18 protein-coding genes are annotated in these 17,910 nt (G+C 57.0%); 5 read left to right on the forward strand and 13 right to left on the reverse strand.

Going from position 1 to position 17,910, the window contains the following annotated elements:
- Positions 1 to 134: 134 nt before the first annotated feature.
- The 5 genes from AC1DVE_RS10055 to AC1DVE_RS10075 are packed head-to-tail and all read right to left on the reverse strand — an operon-like array spanning position 135 to position 3,716.
- Positions 135 to 614, reverse strand: a complete 480-nt coding sequence (locus AC1DVE_RS10055) for an Lrp/AsnC family transcriptional regulator (RefSeq protein ID WP_007974731.1) — start codon at positions 612 to 614, stop codon at positions 135 to 137.
- A gap of 12 nt (positions 615 to 626) precedes the next feature.
- The gene (locus AC1DVE_RS10060) at positions 627 to 1,388 is read right to left on the reverse strand and encodes an ABC transporter ATP-binding protein (RefSeq protein ID WP_007986657.1); all 762 of its coding nucleotides are present in this window, start codon (positions 1,386 to 1,388) and stop codon (positions 627 to 629) included.
- A 56-nt stretch (positions 1,389 to 1,444) separates the two neighbouring features.
- A complete protein-coding gene (locus tag AC1DVE_RS10065; RefSeq protein ID WP_102700408.1) occupies positions 1,445 to 2,155 on the reverse strand; it encodes an ABC transporter permease in 711 nt (236 codons plus the stop codon).
- Positions 2,152 to 2,877: an ABC transporter permease gene (locus AC1DVE_RS10070; RefSeq protein ID WP_223458373.1), complete on the reverse strand. Its 726-nt coding sequence runs from the start codon at positions 2,875 to 2,877 to the stop codon at positions 2,152 to 2,154. Before AC1DVE_RS10070 ends, AC1DVE_RS10065 begins: the two co-directional genes overlap by 4 nt.
- A gap of 59 nt (positions 2,878 to 2,936) precedes the next feature.
- Complete coding sequence (locus AC1DVE_RS10075; RefSeq protein WP_150755301.1) at positions 2,937 to 3,716, reverse strand: transporter substrate-binding domain-containing protein; 780 nt, start codon at positions 3,714 to 3,716, stop codon at positions 2,937 to 2,939.
- Positions 3,717 to 4,349: 633 nt separating this feature from the next.
- Between AC1DVE_RS10075 and AC1DVE_RS10080 the strand changes: the two genes are divergently transcribed.
- Together AC1DVE_RS10080 and alr are read left to right on the forward strand one after the other, a co-directional pair.
- Positions 4,350 to 5,396, forward strand: coding sequence for an ornithine cyclodeaminase (locus AC1DVE_RS10080; protein ID WP_223458377.1), 1,047 nt, complete (start codon positions 4,350 to 4,352; stop codon positions 5,394 to 5,396).
- A gap of 249 nt (positions 5,397 to 5,645) precedes the next feature.
- Positions 5,646 to 6,884 (forward strand): alanine racemase, encoded by a 1,239-nt coding sequence (alr, locus tag AC1DVE_RS10085; protein ID WP_223533480.1) that lies wholly within the window; start codon positions 5,646 to 5,648, stop codon positions 6,882 to 6,884.
- Between the two features lie 162 nt (positions 6,885 to 7,046).
- Here the strand turns inward: alr and AC1DVE_RS10090 are convergent, their stop codons facing one another.
- Positions 7,047 to 7,736, reverse strand: coding sequence for a GntR family transcriptional regulator (locus AC1DVE_RS10090; protein ID WP_223458381.1), 690 nt, complete (start codon positions 7,734 to 7,736; stop codon positions 7,047 to 7,049).
- Between the two features lie 326 nt (positions 7,737 to 8,062).
- On the opposite strand from AC1DVE_RS10090, the gene AC1DVE_RS10095 reads away from it, so the two are divergent.
- On the forward strand, positions 8,063 to 8,797 hold the full coding sequence (locus AC1DVE_RS10095; protein WP_007991043.1) for an amino acid ABC transporter ATP-binding protein: 735 nt from the start codon (positions 8,063 to 8,065) through the stop codon (positions 8,795 to 8,797).
- Between the two features lie 27 nt (positions 8,798 to 8,824).
- On the opposite strand, the gene AC1DVE_RS10100 is transcribed toward AC1DVE_RS10095, so the two are convergent.
- The 7 genes from AC1DVE_RS10100 to AC1DVE_RS10130 all read right to left on the reverse strand — a co-directional run bounded on the left by AC1DVE_RS10100 (position 8,825) and on the right by AC1DVE_RS10130 (position 16,062).
- A complete protein-coding gene (locus AC1DVE_RS10100) occupies positions 8,825 to 9,937 on the reverse strand; it encodes a CapA family protein (RefSeq protein WP_223533481.1) in 1,113 nt (370 codons plus the stop codon).
- Between the two features lie 89 nt (positions 9,938 to 10,026).
- Positions 10,027 to 10,983 (reverse strand): ornithine cyclodeaminase family protein, encoded by a 957-nt coding sequence (locus AC1DVE_RS10105; RefSeq protein WP_223458429.1) that lies wholly within the window; start codon positions 10,981 to 10,983, stop codon positions 10,027 to 10,029.
- Positions 10,984 to 11,143: 160 nt separating this feature from the next.
- Positions 11,144 to 11,533 carry a RidA family protein gene (locus AC1DVE_RS10110; RefSeq protein WP_150813082.1) on the reverse strand — a complete coding sequence of 130 codons (390 nt, stop codon included), beginning with the start codon at positions 11,531 to 11,533 and terminating at the stop codon, positions 11,144 to 11,146.
- A gap of 11 nt (positions 11,534 to 11,544) precedes the next feature.
- Entirely contained in the window at positions 11,545 to 12,636 is a 1,092-nt protein-coding gene (locus AC1DVE_RS10115) for an amino acid ABC transporter permease (RefSeq protein ID WP_223533482.1), read from the reverse strand.
- A complete protein-coding gene (locus AC1DVE_RS10120) occupies positions 12,626 to 13,762 on the reverse strand; it encodes an ABC transporter permease subunit (protein ID WP_223533483.1) in 1,137 nt (378 codons plus the stop codon). Before AC1DVE_RS10120 ends, AC1DVE_RS10115 begins: the two co-directional genes overlap by 11 nt.
- Before the next feature lie 62 nt (positions 13,763 to 13,824).
- Complete coding sequence (locus tag AC1DVE_RS10125) at positions 13,825 to 14,847, reverse strand: amino acid ABC transporter substrate-binding protein (RefSeq protein ID WP_223458387.1); 1,023 nt, start codon at positions 14,845 to 14,847, stop codon at positions 13,825 to 13,827.
- Positions 14,848 to 15,057: 210 nt separating this feature from the next.
- Complete coding sequence (locus AC1DVE_RS10130) at positions 15,058 to 16,062, reverse strand: LysR family transcriptional regulator (RefSeq protein ID WP_223458389.1); 1,005 nt, start codon at positions 16,060 to 16,062, stop codon at positions 15,058 to 15,060.
- Positions 16,063 to 16,222: 160 nt separating this feature from the next.
- Here AC1DVE_RS10130 and AC1DVE_RS10135 point away from each other — a divergent pair, with 160 nt between their 5' ends.
- Together AC1DVE_RS10135 and AC1DVE_RS10140 are read left to right on the forward strand one after the other, a co-directional pair.
- Positions 16,223 to 16,978: a class II aldolase/adducin family protein gene (locus AC1DVE_RS10135; protein ID WP_223458392.1), complete on the forward strand. Its 756-nt coding sequence runs from the start codon at positions 16,223 to 16,225 to the stop codon at positions 16,976 to 16,978.
- Positions 16,975 to 17,904: a 2-hydroxyacid dehydrogenase gene (locus AC1DVE_RS10140; RefSeq protein ID WP_223533484.1), complete on the forward strand. Its 930-nt coding sequence runs from the start codon at positions 16,975 to 16,977 to the stop codon at positions 17,902 to 17,904. The genes AC1DVE_RS10135 and AC1DVE_RS10140 overlap by 4 nt, the downstream gene beginning before the upstream one ends.
- Positions 17,905 to 17,910: the final 6 nt, after the last annotated feature.

The following is a 17,910-nucleotide window of genomic DNA, read 5'->3' on the forward strand; positions in this document are numbered from 1 at the left end:
TTTCGAGGTGGAAAAAACCCGGTTGATAACGGCTTTTGCGCTGATGAAAACGGCTGAAGATTGCTGGTTGCCCAGCCGATTCGGCGGGGCTGAAAAACAAAAAAAAATCGCTGCTTTGGGCAGCGATTCTTGTCTTATTCCATGGTGGTCTTGACCATCGCCAGCTCCGGGTGGCTGACCAGTTTGTCGATGTGCAAATCCGGGTCGTCAAACCAGACTTCGGTCAACACCCGGTAATGCTCCATGTCACGGCAGCGCATGCGCAGGCTGTAGTCGAACGCGCCGCTGATCAGGCGACATTCCAGCACCTGCGGGCAGGCGCGGACCTTGGCTTCGAAGGCCTTTTGCGCCGCGCGTCCGCTCTGGTTCGACAACGCCACCAGCACCAGCAAGGACAAGCCCGGCGTCAATTTCTTCTCATCGAGAATCGCACCATAGCCGCGAATGACCCCAAGCTGTTCCAGCTTGCGCACCCGTTCCAGGCAAGGCCTGGGGGTCAGGTGTACGCGCTCGGAAAGCTTTTGATAGGTGATGCGCCCTTCGTGGCGCAACACTTCAATGATTGCCTGATCGATACGATCAAGCACGATCGACAGATCGCGGATATCCGCCATGTACGCCTTGCCTCACTTCAAACGACCCGATAGAAATTGCTGCAAACGTTCACTGTTTGGCCGGTCGAGTATCGTAGCATCACCCTGCTCCTCGACACGGCCTTGATGCAAGAACAACACCTGGCTTGAGACCTGCCGGGCAAACCCCATTTCGTGGGTCACCATCAACATGGTCCGGCCTTCTTCGGCCAGTGCCTGAATCACCTTCAGCACTTCACCCACCAGTTCCGGGTCGAGCGCCGAAGTTGGCTCGTCGAACAACAGGATTTCGGGTTCCACCGCCAGGGCCCGGGCAATCGCCACCCGTTGTTGCTGCCCGCCCGACAGAAACGCCGGGTACTGATCGGCCACCCGTTGCGGCAAGCCGACCTTGTCCAGATACGCCCGCGCGCTCTCCTCGGCGGCCTTGCGACTCATGCCAAGGACTCGACACGGCGCCAGCACGATGTTCTCCAGTACTGTCAGGTGGCTCCACAGGTTGAAGTGCTGGAACACCATCGCCAGTCGCGTGCGCAAGCGCTGCAACTGCTTGGGGTTGGCAACACGCATGCCACCGACGCCTTGACGGGTGAGGACTCGCTCGCCATCCAGAGCAATGGCGCCTTCGTCCGCCCGCTCCAGAAAGTTGATGCAGCGCAGCATGGTGCTTTTACCCGAGCCGCTGGCGCCGATCATGCTCACCACATCCCCTGCCCGTGCGTTCAACGAGACGCCTTTGAGCACTTCATTGTCACCAAAACGTTTATACAGATTTTCAACCGTGAGTTTGTACATGCGAATACTCCTGGAGCGGCTCGCTTATCGGCGCCGCTCTGGATAAAGAATGGAAGTCAGTGGGCCGGGCCGAGAAAGCTCAGCCAGCGTTTCTCTGCCAGGCGGAACGCGCCAACCAGCCCGAACGACAGCACGAGGTACAGCAGACCGGCAATGCCGAAGGCCTGAAACGTCATGAAGGTCGCCGCATTCGCGTCCCGGGCGATTTTCAGGATGTCCGGAATCGTTGCGGTAAATGCCACCGAAGTCGCGTGCAACATCAGGATCACTTCGTTGCTGTAGTACGGCAGCGCGCGGCGCAGCGCCGAAGGCAGGATCAGTTGCAGATACAGGCGCCAGCCACTGAGGCCATAGGCATGGGCCGCTTCGATTTCACCGTAGGGAATGCTGCGGATCGCTCCGGCGAAGATTTCCACGGTGTAGGCGCAGGTGTTGAGGGTGAACGCCAGCAAGGTGCAATTCATGGCGTCGCGGAAAAACGCTTCGAGCAATGGTTGCGAACGGACCACGGCAATGCCGTAGATCCCGCTGTAGCAAATCAGCAACTGGATATACAACGGCGTGCCACGAAAGATGTAGGTAAACAGCTGAACCGGCCAACGCAAAACGCCCCAGCGCGAGACGCGCAAGATCGCCAGGGGCAACGACAGAAAAAAGCCCATGGCAATACTCGCCACCAGCAACCACAGGGTCATGGCCAACCCGGTGAGGGTCTCGCCGTCGCTGAACAGAAAGGGTTTCCAGTATTCGGCAATCAACTCGATCATCGCGCCATCCCCCGTACACCCTGGTTGTAGCGCCGTTCCAGCACGCGCAAGACATAGTTCGAAGCACTGGTGATCAGCAGGTAAAGCGCTGCGGCGAGCAACAGGAAATCAAGCATATTGAACGTGCTTTTGCCGGCCTCCTGCGCGACCTTGACCAGGTCCGACAAACCGATGATCGATACCAGCGCCGTGGCCTTGAGCAGCACCAGCCAGTTGTTGCCAAGGCTCGGCAAGGCGAAACGCATCATTTGCGGGAACACCACGAAACGAAAGCGCTGCCAACGGTTCAGGCCAAAGCACGCCGCGGCTTCCTGTTGCCCGCGTGGCACACTCAGAATCGCCCCGCGAAAGGTCTCGGTGAAATACGCCCCGTAGATAAAGCCAAGGGTGATGATCCCGGCCACAAAGGGGTCGATTTCCATGTAGGGCCAGCCCATGGACTCGGTCAGGGCGCTGAGCCAGCCTTGCAGGCTGTAGAAAATCAGCAGCATCAACACCAGGTCGGGCACGCCACGGATCAGCGTCGTGTAAAAGGTCGCCGGCAGATTCAACAGCTTCAGCGGCGACAGCTTGGCCGCCGCGCCGAGCAGCCCCAGCGCCATGCTCACCAAAAGTGCGAGCGCCGACAGTTTGAGGGTGACCCAGGTGCCGTGCAGCAACAATGGGCCATAGCCTTGCAGGGCCGAAAGGTCGACCCCCAGAACATTCAGGAAGGAATTCACGCCAGTCACCTGTCTTGATGCGCCCCGGTCGCTGCGACACAGCGACCGGGGCACGAGGATCAGTTGTTGTAGAGGTCCAGATCACCGAAGTGTTTCTGCTGGATCTGCGCGTAGATGCCCTTGTCGTGCAGGGCCTTGATGGCGGCGTTGAGCATGCCTTTGAGCTCTTCGTTGTCCTTGCGCACACCAATGGCGATTTCTGCCGGCACCAACGGGTCGCTGATGCCTTCACTGTTGTGGAAGTCCGCCCCTTGTGGCGAGGTCAGGAAACTCATCTGCGCTTGCAGCTTGTCCTGGATCGACGCATCGAGACGGCCAAATACCAGGTCGGCATACACCTGATCCTGATTCTGATAGGCCCGCAGTTTCACCCCGCCCGGCGCCAGTTTGGCCTTGGCGTAGGTTTCCTGAATCGTGCCCTGCATGTAACCGATGGTTTTGCCGCGCAGCGATTCGGCGGTAGGCAGCAGTCCGGAGTCTTTGCGGGTAACGATGGCGGTCGGTCCGGCGTACAGGCGATCGGTAAAGTCGATCTGTTTTTTGCGCGCGTCGGTAACGGTCATCGAAGATTCGATGGCATCGAACTTGCCGGCCTTGAGCCCCGGAATCAGCCCGTCGAAATCATTGCTGACCCACACACAGGTCAGCTTCAACTCGGCACATATTGCATTGCCCAGATCCACGCCGAAGCCCTGGACCCCACCATCGGCCGTGGTGGATTCAAAAGGTGGGTAGCTTGGGTTGACGCCAAATCGCAGCTCCTTCCATTCCTTGGCACTGGCGCCCGTGGTGCAGCACAGCAACGCGAGTGCCGGCAAAGTCAGCCATTTGATGTTCATTTTCTTGAGTCCCGGATTATTTGGATTTATCGCGATCCGGCGCCTGCGTCGGACCACACTTTTTGACAGGGGCAGAGAGTCGATGCGGCATTCACCGCAGCCGTTTTTGTTGTTGTTTTCGACCGGAAGCAGCCAGTCGTCGGAGTTGCACTCCATCTCAAGCAGCGATCAACAAGCGCTTGAAACGGACCGTCAGAATGCCAATTGCCGGGAGGGTGCTGGTGTCGTAACCCCACGTTCAAACAGCGTGCCTGTGCTGAATGAAAGGCTTGCGCAGCCGATTCTGTCGCCTGCCGTAAGTCACTGTTTTTCCACTTAAAGGGAGCGGCACAGGAAATGTGATGGTCTTTGCGGCCTTCTACTTCACCTGCATGACGATGCGTCGTGAAGCACATCGCGCTTGAGCTGCGCGAGCGAGATGTGAGTGGTAAGTGTCACCCGGCCGATTCCGCTGTGCGCTGCCTGCTTTTCGACTTCTCTCGCTGTGTCCAGGGTCGGTATTGGCCGAAATCTTCTCGCCATTGCCTCGACAATAGGTCCGTTGCAAACACATGGACCGCCTCCTGAGTCTCAGCCGCCAGAGCGAAAGGTTGTCCAGACCGGCACACCAAAAAACGCCCAAAGGAACCCAATATGACCCGTTACATTGACGTCAATGATCTGAGCCGTCTCGTCCAGGAAAAAGGCTTGCCTCGTTGCCTGATCGAAATGGCCGAGTACATCCGTCAAGACTACGTACGCTGGCCGGATTTCGAAAAGTGCGCGCGCCTGGCGAACCACTCACCCGAGGGCGTCATCGAGCTGATGCCCGTGTCTGATGCAGCGCTCTACGCTTTCAAGTATGTCAACGGACATCCGAAGAACACCCACAATGGCATGCTGACGGTCATGGCCTTTGGTGCGCTGGGAGACGTCGATACCGGCAAGCCTGTTTTGCTGAGTGAAATGACGCTGACGACCGCCATTCGCACCGCTGCCACTTCCGCACTCGCGGCCCGCTACCTCGCCCGACCGGACAGTCGCCGAATGGCACTCATTGGCAACGGCTCACAGAGCGAATTCCAGGCCCTGGCATTTCATACACTGCTCGGCATTACTGAAATCAGTCTCTACGACATCGATCCTGCCGCGACAGCGAAGCTGGTAGCCAACCTGCGGGCCTACCCCGCCATACAGGTGAGCGTTGCCAAAACCGTCGCAGAAGCGGTACGTGGCGCCGATATCGTGACCACGGTCACGGCCGACAAAGCCTACGCAACGATTTTGACGCCTGAGATGATCGAGCCCGGGATGCACCTCAACGCCGTGGGCGGCGACTGTCCCGGCAAGACCGAACTGCACCGGGACATCGTCGAGCGTGCGCGGGTCATGGTTGAGTACGAGCCGCAAAGCCGCATTGAAGGCGAAATTCAACAAATGCCCGCCGACTCACCGGTTATCGAGTTCTGGAAAGTCATCAATGGTCAGACTCAAGGTCGCCAGCATGCCGAGGAAGTCACCTTGTTCGACTCGGTCGGCTTCGCCATCGAGGACTACTCCGCCTTGCGCTATGTGCTGGATGTTGCACGAACGCTCAACATTGGCAGCGACATTCAGCTGGTACCAGAGCTGCAGGATCCCAAGAACCTGTTCTCGCTGCTGCAGCCTTCAGCAACTGACGATGTAAGGCTTCGGGCTTGATATCACTCGACACTTCAAAGCATTCACCTGGCGGCCCCTTCGGCTGCCAGGCGCAACCCTGAACAATCCCTCGGTCGTTTGAGCCTTTTTTACAGCGTCATCCGCTGCGCGAGCCGCCTGGTTCCACATAAACAAACGAGGCCTTTGCATAAGAATTCCATGGCTGTTCGCCCCATGCCCAATGGATCTGGCTGATGCCAAATCCACGCCAGCATTGGGCCTTTCCTCATCCACTATGGAAGACTCGATATGCCACGTTTCATGCTCAGCACGCTGACGCTCGCCCTGGCCTTGACGGCAATGATGCCGGTGGCCAATGCCGCCCCTTTACTCGATCCCACACCTGAACATCCCCGCGCCGACAATCAATCAGGCCAGGCCAATACCTGGCTGGAGATTGATCAGGCCGCCTTCGAAGCAAACATCACCAAACTTCAGCAACGGCTGGCGGGTAAAAGCCAGATGTGTGCAGTGATGAAAGCCGACGCTTATGGGAATGGCATTGGATTATTGATCCCTTCCGCCATTCGGATGGGCATCACCTGTATCGGCGTGGCGAGCAACGAGGAGGCGCGTGTCGCACGGGAAAAAGGCTTCAAGGGACGCCTGATGCGTTTGCGCAGCGCAACCGTTGAAGAAGTCGAGAATGCACTGCGCTACAACATCGAAGAACTGGTCGGCAACCTGGAGGTTGCACGTCAGCTCAATGAGCTGGCCACCCGCCAGGGCGTGAAGCTGCCTGTTCACCTGGCGCTGAATTCGGCGGGCATGAGCCGCAATGGTCTGGAAATGAGTACGACTGAGGGGCAACGACAGGCGGTGGACCTGACCCGGCTGGATCACCTGAGCATCGTCGGCATCATGACCCACTTCCCGGTCGAAGAACGCGAGGATGTCCTTCAGGGGCTGGCCAAGTTCAAGGAGCAGTCCGGCTGGTTGATCGAGCACGCCAAACTGGACCGCAGCCGGATCACCCTGCACTGTGCCAACACTTTCACCACCCTTGAGGTGCCGGAAGGCTGGCTGGACATGGTTCGCCCGGGGGCTGCGCTCTATGGCTATCCAGTGGGTGGGCATAACGAATTTCAACGGGTGATGCAGTTCAAGTCGCGGGTCGCGGCGGTCAATGCCTACCCGGCGGGCAGTACGATCAGCTACGACCGCACCTTTACCCTGAGCAAAGACTCGTTGATCGCCAACATCCCGGCTGGCTACTCCGACGGTTATCGAAGAGCGTTCTCCAACAAAGCCTCAGTGCTGATTCACGGCCAACGCGCGCCGGTGATCGGCAAGGTCACCATGAACACGTTGATGGTGGACGTCAGTGGCATCAAAGGCGTGCAGGCGGGAGATGAGGTCGTTTTGTACGGCAAGCAAGGTGATGACGAGATTACCCAGACGGAGCTTGAAACCATCAACGGCGCATTGTTGGCGGATCTCTACACGATCTGGGGCAACTCCAATCCGAAAGTATTGAAGTCTAAATAAGGAGAAAAAAAGAAGGTGCGCAGGCTAAACACTGCGCCCCTGTGGGAGCGAGCCTGCTCGCGATGGACGTTAACGATAACGCGTGTTTTCTGAATAAACGCGCCGTCCTCGAGTCCATCGTCGGAACGCCGCCCGAAGCTATCGAGTGTCGACCGGCTGCTCCTACACCTCAAAGTGGTCCTTCAGGTACTCAGCCGCCTCATCCGATGCTTGCTTGAGATGCGTTGTCATCAACGCAACGGCCGCCTCCACGTCTTTTGCCCGGTACGCCGCGAGGATCGCACGGTGCTCGTCCTGGCTATCAATCCCTGCGGATCGCAACTGCATATAGATGTGCGTATAGCGCTGCGCAATGGTGTGCGCACGGGTGATCATATTTTCCAGGTGTTTCATTTGCGCAGGTGCATAAAGCGCCGTATGCAGCGAAAGGTTCCATTGACTGCTCAGGAGAGGATCCTGAACTTTCTCGAACTCATCGATGATGCGTTCGACAGCATCGAGTTGCTCCGGTGTCGAGAGCGGTACCGAATGGCGGACGGCCAGCGGCTCTAAAACCGCTCTTAACTCAAAGCACTCATTCATTTCATTCAGGGACGGCTGCGTCACCATGAAGCCGCGGTTTGGCATGAACTGGACCAGCCCCTGACCTTCAAGCTCGCGCAGCGCTTCGCGAACCGGCACCTTGCTGGTGTTGAGTTCGGTAGCGATCAGGTCCTGACGCAAAGGTTCGCTACCGGAGAGCGCGCCGGTGACGATGGCTTCCCTGATAACGGCCGCAACAAATTGCGGTGCCGACACACGTGCCAGCGGGATCAGTCCTGCAATGTATTTCAGTGGTGATTGGTTAGACATATGACACTAAGTGGCCAGGGGAGATTTAAAGGCGTGTCTGGGTTTGGCAGATACGAGGAACAACTACATCATCATGTACAACCGTATACGATTATACGAAAACGGACAAGGACGGCATCCTCAGCCTGGTCCCCTCGAACTGCAGTCCAGCCCCTCTCCCCATTCATCTGAAATACGAGCCTGATTCACCGCTTTGCGGTTGTCGTTGGCGAATCAATAATCGTATACTTTCTACAGTAGGAAGGATCTGATACGCCCTGGCTAGCCATTTGCGATCAGGTCCTCGTCCCTCTTGCGCCATCTGCAACCACATCAGGACAACCACCGTGATCAACATAAAAAATGTTTCCAAGTGGTACGGTAACTTTCAGGTACTGAGCGACTGCTCGACCGCCATACAAAAGAGTGAAGTCGTCGTGGTGTGCGGCCCTTCCGGCTCTGGCAAATCAACGCTGATCAAAACGGTAAATGCACTGGAGCCCTTCCAGAAAGGCGAAATTGTCGTCGACGGTATCAGCCTCTCGGACCCGAAAACCAACCTGCCCAAGCTACGCAGCCGGGTCGGCATGGTGTTTCAACACTTCGAGTTGTTTCCGCACCTGTCCGTGACGCAAAACCTGACGCTCGCCCAGATGAAGGTGCTGGGCCGTGGCCAGGACGAGGCGCTCAAACGGGGTCTGAAGATGCTCGATCGGGTTGGCCTGAGCGCCCACAAGGACAAGTTTCCAGGGCAGCTTTCAGGTGGCCAGCAGCAGCGCGTGGCAATTGCTCGTGCCTTATCGATGGACCCGATCGTGATGCTGTTTGACGAACCCACCTCGGCACTGGACCCGGAAATGGTCGGCGAGGTTCTAGACGTCATGATCAAGCTCGCAAACGAGGGCATGACCATGATGTGCGTGACCCACGAAATGGGCTTCGCCAGGAAGGTCAGTGACCGGGTGATTTTCATGGACGCGGGAAAAATCATTGAAGATTGCAAAAAGGAAGAGTTCTTCGGCACCCCCGAAGCACGCTCTCCGCGCGCCAAGGACTTCCTCTCCAAGATCCTGCAACATTGATCATTCGGGGTCGCTAAGGGAGTGTTCTCACCAACGCAACTCGAAGGCATTTTTCGCGCCCGCCTGGATGCTGCTGCCCAGGCGTGCGCACTCGCGAGAAAGAGTGTCGTGCAGCCATTGACGGTCATCCCCTTCGGCGCGACAGATACGAAAGCGACGCAGGCGGGTGGGTATCAAGTCCAGCGACTGCAGGTGCCCACCCGGGTCCAGGGAGGCAAAGTATAGAAACCCCAGGTCGCCGCGAAAGGCTGTGTAGCCCTCTATGCCTTCGTAATCGTTCAGAAGATCACCGCAGCCATAGAGAATCAGGCGTTCGCGGTACACCTCGATGCCTTTGACGTGGTGCGAGGAATGCCCGTGCACCACGTCAACTCCGGCCTCGTCGATCAAGGCATGGGCGAACCGGACTTGCTCGCGCGGGATATCGAACCCCCAGTTGCCGCCCCAGTGAATGGAGGCGACCACCAGATCCCGCGGTTTTTTGCCCTCGAGAATCCGTTTGGCCACAGGGCGCAGACTTTGCATCGACAGATCCTCCAGCCGCGCGACGCCCGCGCCCTTATCCGTGGCGGCCCAGTCCGACGCAATGCCGCTGTCGGGTGCGCCGAGGCCAAACACCAGCAAGCGCCGCCCGCCAGGCTGCAGCAACACGGCGGGCGCTTCGGCAGATTGCCGGTTGTGCCCGGCGCCGGCGCTGCACATACCATTGCTCGCCAGGGTCTCCAGCGTATCGGCCAGGCCGGCTGCCCCCCAATCCAGCACATGGTTGTTGGCCAGCACGCAGCAGTCGATGCCGGCTGCGCTGATGGCCGGGAAGTTCTCCGGGCTCATGCGGTAATTGATGCCCTTTGGCTCCGGTCGTCCGCGGCGGGACACTGCTGTTTCCAGATTGATGATGCGTGCGTGTGGCTGGCGAAGTTCGAACTCATCCAGCGCAGCGCCCCAGACATAGGTGAAATCGACTGGGCGGGGAATCGAGCCATTGACTCGTTCTGCCAGCCGGACGTAATCGCCAGCATTCTTGACGTAAGCTTCGTAAAGCCGCGGATCGCCAGGATGCGGCAGTACTGCGTCGATGCCGCGGGCGGTCATGACGTCGCCGGCGAGAAACAGCTTCAGCGTATCGGTAACAGCTGCCATGGCACCCTCCCGAATATAAGCCGGGGGATGTTTCCATCCCCCGGCTTATTATTACGCTGAAATAGGCAGAACGACTTCTAAACCTCTACTCAGTTGTTCTTCATATGCAGCTGATAAAGCTCATTGGCAATGGCGATATCCTCCAGCCCCAGTCCGATTGAGCGGAAGAAGGTATGGCGCTCGGGATCGGGAAGTCGGGCGGCTCCCGTCATCAGCTCGGGCAAATCTCCGCAAATACTCTCGGGTAACCAGCCATGCTGGTCTTTTGCCAGACGCATTTCCCCTGCGCTGTCGGGCGTTGTAGCCCGGTAGTCGCAATAGACGCTCATGTTCAGCAAGGACTCTGGCGGTACTTCATGTGCCAGGGGTGCATTGGTACAAATGGACGTGATCAGCGCCGGTTTTTTCAGCACGGCAGGGTCAAGCACCGTTTGACCGGCCGAGGTGCACAGCATGATGACATCCGCATCGTCAACGGCACTGGCAAGTTCGGTATGAATACTGACACGTGGATCGATGTCCCGAAGTGTCTGCTGCTCGGACGCTGGCAGAGCGTCAATGTTGGGGGCGTACAACCTGATATCCGCCCATTCGCGCAGTGCCAGGACATGCCGGGCGTGAGCCTGCCCCAGCCGCCCTACTCCCACCACGGCCAGCTTGCTGACCTGCGCGGGCGCGAGCAAATCGACGGCGAGTGCTGTGGTTCCCGCCGTTCGCTCAACCGTCAGTTGTCCCGAATCACAGAGCAAACGGGGTTGACCGTCTTCCATCGACATCATCAACGTCCAGGCCGTCACCAGGGCCCCTTCCGGACGCGGGATATAGGGCGAGAGCTTTGCGCCAAAGACCCCCTCCTCGGCAAGCGTTCCGAGGTAGCTGATGAAGTTGCCTTGCCCGTTGGGAAACGGATTGCGCAATTGTGGCGGTTGCACAGCCTTTTCCTGCCCCAACGCCAGGAACATACGACGCAATGCGGACAGCACGTCAATCTGGCCGATCAGTTTGGCCACTTGAGTTGAATCAAGTACGGCAATGTCATTTTTCATCGAATACATTCCTTCATCGAGCATCTGACAGAAAACCTTAAACGTCGAAATCACTCGGTTCGAGTTCATGGGAAAGAATATTAAAACAACTAGTTGAATAGCTTATAGCTACCAGGAGAACTGATACTTCTTACACAATACAACCCAGCGCATTCGTCTTCTAAAGATGGGCAACCACATCGATTTCAATATCAAACGGAAACGGCCAAGGCTTGACTGCAACGAATGAGCGAACGGGTGGATTCTCAGGAAAATACTTGCGATACACGGTGTTCACCTCATCCATCATCGATGGATCCGTCACGAAGATCGTGGTTTTCACGACGTTATCGAGGCACGACCCTGCCGATTCAAGGACAACTTTCATCACCTGCAATACCGCGTGCGTCTGTTCAATAATCGTGCCCCGAACAATATTCCCGGTCAGAGGATCGAGCGGCGGCAGGCCACAGGTATAGAGCATCGAACCCGAGCGAATCAGCAAAGAGGTCGGTGTATTCAAACGTCTGAGCGCGTCAGATAAAAACGGTACTTCTATTATTTCTTTCATGGAGGCATCCATTATTGATACAGGCGGGCCCTACGCTCACGTTCAATCGCCGCGACGTAGTGTTGGATATACATGCAAATAACGAAGTAGATGACGCCGACAAACAGATAGAGCTCCTTATAGAACCCTTGCCAGTTTTCGTCATAAAGGCTTGATCTTGCCGATCCAAGCAAATCGAAAAGTCCGATGATCATCAACAGCGAACTGTTCTTGACGAACGCGATGGCGATGTTGGCAATCGGTTGCAGCGAATGGGCGATGACTTGCGGCAAAATGATGTAGGCATGACTGCCCCAATAGCCGAACCCCAGGCTTGCCGACGCTTGGCGCTGCCCGACTGAAAGTGCTTGCAGGGCACCGCGCAAGGCTTCGGAAAAGTAAGCGGCGGTAAACAACGAGAGACCGATACCTGCCCGAAAAAGCTTGTCGAAAATAAGCTCGTCCGGAAGGATCAACGGAATGATCGCAAAGGTCATGAAGACAATGGTGATCGCCGGAACACTGCGGATGAGATCGACATAGAGCCGGCACGGAACAGAGACAAGCGGCATCTGCGACCGACACCCCATCGCCAGCAGCACACCCAGAGGGAACGCACACACAAGGCCGGCAATGCTGATCAGCAGGGTGATCGGCAGTCCACCCCAACGCGCACGATCCACTGACTCAAGACCGAACAGTCCGCCACTCATCAATAGATAACCAATCAACGCGGCCAGCACCCACAGCACAATGGCCGTTGTGTGATGGCGGACCCGAAACAAACACCAGAGCGCAACCGCCGCGATCAATGCAACGAAAGTGATCGGACGCCAAAGCGACTCCGGAGGATAGGCCCCGAACAGGATGAGATTGAGCTTGGTGCCGATGAACGCCCAGCAAGCGCCTCCGTTCTGGTGGCATTGCGCGGCATCACCGCTAAAGGTTGCATCAAGCAACAACCATTTGAAGATACCTGGGCCAACCAGAACGACGCCCCAGAGAAACAGTGCGCCGAGCACAATCCGGCTTGGCATACCCGAGCCCAGGCCTTTGAGGCGCTGGATTAGCGTCAAGGGTGCGGCAATCGACACTTGGGCACCATTATTCAGATCACCAGACATAATGTTTCTCCCAAAGACCGATTACCTGCGTCGTAATAATGTTTACCGTGACGTAAACCAGCATGAAAATGCTGATCAATTCGATGGCCTGCCCCGTTTGATTCATAGCGGTGTTTCCCGCCGAGACCAGTTCCGGGTATCCCACGGCAACACCGAGCGAACTGTTTTTCATCAGGTTCAGTAGTTCACTGACCACCGCCGGCATCGCGATCCGGAAGGCTTGTGGCATCACGATGTAACGCAGCACACCAAAGTGCGTCAGGCCCAGCGCATAACCTGCGGCAATCTGTCCCTGGGCAATAGACTGCACAGCCCCGCGGATCGCTTCGGCTATATAAGTGCCCGTGTACACAGAGAGCCCGATGAACATACTCATGAACTCGGGTGAAAAGTGCCCGCCGCCGCCAATTGAAAACTTGCTTGCCGTCGGCCATTCAAATGTCATTTGCCCGGACCACAGGGCATAAGCCGTGGACACGAAGGCAATCAGGCTCAGGAGTATCAGCAAGGCTCCCGGGTTTTTCAGTGCGCTGCCACCGGTCCTCACGCTTCTCAAGATAAACGCCACGACGGTGCAAAAGATTGCGACGATCGCCGTCAATGCGAAGGGGGTTGGCCACGGGAAATTGATCCCGCGATTGCTGATGAACAGACCCGGTAGCGGCTCCAGAGCCTCCCGGACTACCGGTAAACCGTAGGTAAAAACGGCGAACCAGAAGAACAACTGCAGCAGCAACGGCGTATTGCGGATTGTCGAGACATACACTTTGGCAATTCGTCTGGCCAAGCCGAATTTGGACAACTGAGCCAGCGCCGCCAATACCCCGAGCAGCACGGAGAACACAATGGCGCAGAGCGCCACTTTCAACGTGTTCGAAAACCCCGCGAGCAAGGCGTACGCGTATGACTTGTCGCCGCTGAAAGCAATCATGCTTTCGCTGAGGTCGAAGCCGGCGCGAGTCCACAGAAAGCCGAACCCGGTATTGATCCCTTTCTGTGTAAGGCGCTCGTTGATCACGTGCCCGAAATACCAAACCGCAATCACGACAGCCGTGAGTACTACAAGCTGGACCAACACCGTGACTGCCCGGTGTTGGTGTTTAACTGCGCCATCTCTTGCCGACATGACCTTCACCTCTCGTTTTTGATTCGCCATCTACGCGGCGTTTGAGCCATTCACATCGCGGATCAGAAAAGCGGGGCGTACAGCAGGCCACCGTCCGACCACAGCGAATTCTGGCCACGCTTCATCTGCAAGGGAGTATTGGCACCCACGTTGCGCTCGAAGATTTCTTTGTAGTTGCCTACCGCGGAGATGACATTGATCACCCAGTCATCTTTGAGACCCAGCCCTGCCCCAACGCCAGGTGTTACACCCAACAGGCGCCGGATATCTTCGTTGTTACTGGTGAGCATTTGTTTAACGTTTTCTTTGGTGATACCCAGTTCTTCTGCAGTAAAGGTTGCGAAGACGGTCCATTTGACGAGGTCTGCAAAGTGCTTGTCATCGCCCCGCACAACTGGACCCATTGGCGACTTTGAGATCACATCAGGAAGGATGGCGTAGTTTTCAGGGTTGCCCGAGTTGAGCCGGATAACCGCCAACTGCGACACGTCACTGGTGATTACATCGCAGCGGCTTGCGAAAAAGGCCGAGAAAAATTCAGTCCCGCTTTCGATCACCACAGGTTTGAATGTGATCTTCAGTTTGTCGAAGAAATTGCGGACCACATACTCGCTGGTGGTGCCCTGCTGAATGCAGACCGTAGCGCCATCGAGTTCTGCCGCCTTGGTGACGCCCAGTTTCTTGTTGATCAGAAAGCCTTGGCCGTCGAAGAAATCGACCACCGGAAATTGCAGCCCCATCGTGGTATCGCGCGTCAGGGTCCAGGTGCTGTTTCGAGAAAGGACATCCACTTCGCCATTCTGCAGCGCCGTGAAACGTGCCTGATCGGACAGCGGGACAAACTTGACTTTCGGCTTCTCGAAAATCGCCGCCGCAAATGCTTTGCAGAAATCCGCATCAAACCCCTGCCAATCACCCGCACTGTTGGGCGCACCAAAGCCGACCAGGCCAGGGTGCACACCACAGACAAGCACTCCACGCTCCCGAATTTTCGACAAGGTATCGGCCTGTACCGGTGCAGAAATTGCCAATGAAAGCCCCAGGGCTGCTGCGGTAGATGCGAAAAAAACTCTTAGACGTGTCATTAGCTTCTCCACTCGGTAGAAAGTATACGATTTCAAGCTATATGACTTTGCGAGCGGCTGTCAAGCCACAAAAATGGTCGCATCGGTAATTTATTTTGAGTTTAGATCGGGTGCGTTGCGAGGTGACGGATCACCGGCGTGAGTCGCAATGGCTAAAGCAGACTATCGGGATTGGGCAGACCCCAATCACCGATGATGCCAATCAAACAGTCAGTCTTCCTTGCCGAGATCTTGATCGACGGATTGTTCTGCAACGGCAATGGCATGCTGGAAACTTTCAAGAAATACAGTTTCTGCATGGGTCATTTTTTGCTCGCGGTTCCACAACAAGTGAATGTCCACATCGGAGACACCATCCCTGGGCGGCAGGCGCCAGAGCATGCCGTTGTAGAGGTCAACATCGAGTAAGTGCTCTGGCAAACAGCCGATACCAAATCCTGCGATCACCAACCTGCGTATTTCTTCAAAGTTTGATGACGAAGCGACGATCTTTCCGGTGAAGCCCTGTTGGTCACGAAACACGGTAAGCGGCGAAAGATTGCCGCCAATCTGGTCGCTCGTGAAGCTGACAAAGTTTTCCCCTTGCAGCTCAGCCAGATCGAGGCCCCGCACGCCAAAAAAGCGATGGCGTTTTCCGCAAAAGAAGGCATATCGCTGACGTATCAGACAACGCTGCTCAAGCTTGGGTTGAGCGATGCGGCATAAACCGACACCAACGGTGGCGGTCTTCTGCATCAGCGAGCTGAGAATGTCGGAGCTGCGCATTACCTCTATTTCCAACTCCACACGCGGATGATTGAGATGAAAATTCGCGAGAAAATCATCATAGACCGTCGATTGCACCCGGCTGATCGAGAGCAGGCGAACCTTCCCCACCACGTCATCCTGGGGGCCTTCGATGGCCGAGCCGATGCGCGACACGTTGCCATACATCTCTTCGGCAATTCGCAGTATTTCCTCTCCCGCCTCAGTGAGATCAAAGCGTGGCCCCTTACGCGAAATCAAGGCGCACTCCAACTGCTCTTCCAGCCGTTTGAGCGATTGGCTAACGGCCGATTGGGTAATGAACAGCCGCGCCGCAGCACGGCTGATGCTCCCTTCCTGACCAATCGCCAGGTACGTACGCAATAAATTCCAATCCAGACGATCGTTGAGGAAACGCCGCCCTCCCCATCTAGCCTGCATTAGCTCTTCATTCGAGTTTTTGCTGCTCATCTTGATGTCCATTATTAGCGTGGCTTAATCAGCGCTTAAGAATTAGCAAATTGCTTAATTATAGAGGCTACGAGATAAAGCACGAAGGCGCCAGAGGGACAGAGCGTTACCGTGATCCGATTGATCCCTGTCGGAATAATAATTAGAGAAAGGAACTTACATGTACACACCCGACAACATTGCCCCCGCCGAGTGGAAAGCCCGCTGCGAACTGGCCGCGCTGTATCGACTGGTCGCGTACTTTCGCATGACCGACCTGATCGACACCCACATCACCCTGCGCATTCCAGGCCCTGAACACCACTTTCTGATCAACCGCTACGGCGTGATCTTCGATCGCATGAAAGCCAGCGACCTGGTGCGCATAGACCAGTATGGTCAGGTGGTGGGAGGTGCAAACGAGCGCACCCGTGTCAACGCCGCAGGCTTCGTGATTCATTCGGCGATCCACATGGCCCGCCCGGATCTCAACTGCGTGGTGCATACCCATACCGCACCCGGCATGGCCGTGGCCGCCCAGGAGCAAGGCCTGTTACCGATCAGCCAGCATGCGCTGAAGTTCTACGGCAAATTGGCTTATCACACCTATGAAGGCATTGCGCTGTCGCTGGCCGAGCGTGAACGACTGGTCGCCGATCTGGGACCACACAAGGCCATGATCCTGCGTAACCATGGCCTGCTGGCGGCCGGTGGAAACGTGGCTGAAGCCTTCCACGAAATTCACTTCCTGGAGCGCGCCTGCCAGGCGCAGGTCGCGGCACTGGCCGGTGGCAGCCAGCTGGTCTACCCCAGCAAAGAAGTCTGCCAACACACAGCAGAACAGTTCGGCCGCGACGAAGCCGAGGAAATCATGGGGCTGAGCTGGAATGCCGCCTTGACCTTGATTGAAGACCAGCGCGAGTCCTATTGCTCATGAACACCGTTGTACTGCTGTCGCGCGACAGCATCCTGCTCGGCCAGCTCCAGGCGGCCTTTGCCCGACAGGCGCCGGACATACGGGTGGTGCTGGCCGATGACCCGGTCGCCAGTGAAGCACAGGTCGCGGCATGCTGGTTCCCGCCGGCCAACAGTTTGGGCGCGCTGCCCAATCTGCAACTGGTGCACTCGGTCGCCGCGGGCGTCGATCATTTGCACACCGATCCCAGCTGCCCGAACTTGACCGTGTGCCGAGTGGTTGATCCCGCGCACCGCCAAGGCATGACCGAGTACGTACGCTGGGCGGTGATTCACTATCACCGGCGTTTCGATCAGGTCTTGCAGCAGCAGCCTGACCAGCTCTGGCAGCGCCCGATACAGATTCAGGCAAAGGATTTCAAGGTCGGTGTGATGGGCCTGGGTTCGCTGGGCGCAGCCATTGCCGAAGACCTTGCCAGCGCCGGCTACAGCGTTCGCGGCTGGGCGCGCAGTGTCAAAAACTTACCCAATGTGGTCTGCCACAGCGGTGATCGGACGTTCAGCGGTTTTCTCGAAGGCCTCGATCTTTTGATCAACCTGCTGCCGTTGACCCCGGCTACCCGAGGCATTCTCTGCACTGAAACCTTCCAGGCTCTGGCGTCTGGTGCTGCGGTCGTCAACTGCGGTCGCGGCCAGCACGTACGCATCGACGATCTACAACAGGCATTGAGCAGTGGTCAGCTGCGCGGTGCGGTGCTCGACGTCTTCGAGCATGAACCCCTGACGGTCGATGATCGCCTGTGGCGCATGCCCGGGGTGATCGTTACCCCGCACATGGCATCGGCGGCGTCCCACGACTGCATCGCCAGCCAGATTGCCGAAAACACGCGGCGGCTGGCCCGTGGTGAACCCCTGAACAACCCGGTCGATACGTCCCTGGGCTATTAAGACACG

It is taken from the genome of Pseudomonas sp. P4_B4, from assembly GCF_056402255.1.